This is a genomic window from Rahnella victoriana, assembly GCF_004330295.1.
Lineage (GTDB): Bacteria > Pseudomonadota > Gammaproteobacteria > Enterobacterales > Enterobacteriaceae > Rahnella > Rahnella victoriana.
This window is the reverse complement of sequence record NZ_SJOJ01000065.1, coordinates 1-1237: the sequence shown is the minus strand read 5'-3', so window position 1 is coordinate 1237 and position 1237 is coordinate 1. Positions and strand designations below refer to the sequence as shown.

Below are 1237 nucleotides of genomic sequence, written 5' to 3'. Positions count from 1 at the left end.
GTTGGTGCCTGTAAGCGTGTAACCACTGCCTTCGCCCCAGTACCCGCCATTGAACCGGTGATTTTGGCATCTGCCAGAGCGGCGGCCATTGCGGCTGTCTGCTCCAGGCTAACTCCTGCTGATTTTGCAACAGGGGCGAGATAAGTCATGGTGTCAGACAGCCCTTCAAAGGTGGCAGCAGACTTATTCATGGACGTTGAAAGCACATCACCGATGTGTGCCACGGTGTCGTTCGTCATACCCATTGCCGACTTCACACCCATCAGCAGGGTGGCGTTCTCCTCCATGGTGCGCTTGTTTGCCAGGGACAGATTCAGGATGGTCGGCGTCGCCGCCAGAATGCCGTCCTTGTCCGCGCCGGATTTGGCGACGATGATCTGCGCGGCGGCGGCATCATCGGCAGACGCGGCGGTGTTGTCACCGAGCTGCCGCGCCTGGGTGCGCAAAGCAGCCATGTCGGCGGAGTCTTTTTCTAACCCTAACGTCGCCTGCAACTCGGAGTTTTTCAGCGCAAAGTCAAAGCCGGGTTTGAGCATACCGACACCGGCCACCGTGCCCGCCGTCGCAATCCCGACCCCCGCAGCCCCTGCACCGGTCACGCTTCCCGCCAGTTGTTTACCCGCCTGATACCGGCCTTTCACCGCATTGAGTTTGGCCTGCTGCGCGCTGACCCGTGCCAGAGATTCACGCTGACGGTTGAGCTGTGCGGTGGTTTCGCTGATGGACGTTCTCAGGCGGCGTTCAGAGTCAGACAGCGTGCGCGTGCTGATGCCCGCCTGGCTGAGTTCCGTGCGCTGACGTTGCACCGATTGGCGCAGGCCGTTGAACTGGGTCTGCAACTGCGCGGCGGTGCGTTTCGCGGACTCCATGGCCTGCGCCTGGGCGCGGGTCGGACTGGCGGTGTTTTTAAACTGGAGCGCCAGCGCCGCCGCTTCCGCTTTGGCGTCGTTCAGTTTCTGGCCGGTGACGGCAAGCTGCGCGCTGGTTTTGCGGAAACCGTCAATTTTTCCGGCCTGGGCGTTCAGGTCTCTGAGGCTGTTTTGTGAGGTTTTAATCTCTCCGGCCAGCGCCTTACTGGCGTTCTGCACCGCTTTAAACGGGCGGGTCGCCTGGTCAACCGCCTTTAACAACACCTCTAACTTTAAGTTACTCACTGTCGATGGCTCCGCTGCGCTGCATGGCCTTATGACGCCACACCAGCAGCTCGGTCAGCGTCATCGGGTTCAGTTCTGACGGC

General features: G+C 60.8%; 2 protein-coding genes. Both read right to left on the bottom strand.

Annotated features, from left to right (window positions below):
- Positions 1-1154 (bottom strand): phage tail tape measure protein (locus EYY67_RS24280; protein WP_131694608.1); only part of this gene is annotated, 1154 nt, incomplete at its 3' end.
- On the bottom strand, positions 1147-1237 hold a 91-nt coding region (locus EYY67_RS24275), incomplete at its 5' end, for a GpE family phage tail protein (protein ID WP_131694607.1). The genes EYY67_RS24275 and EYY67_RS24280, both read right to left, overlap by 8 nt.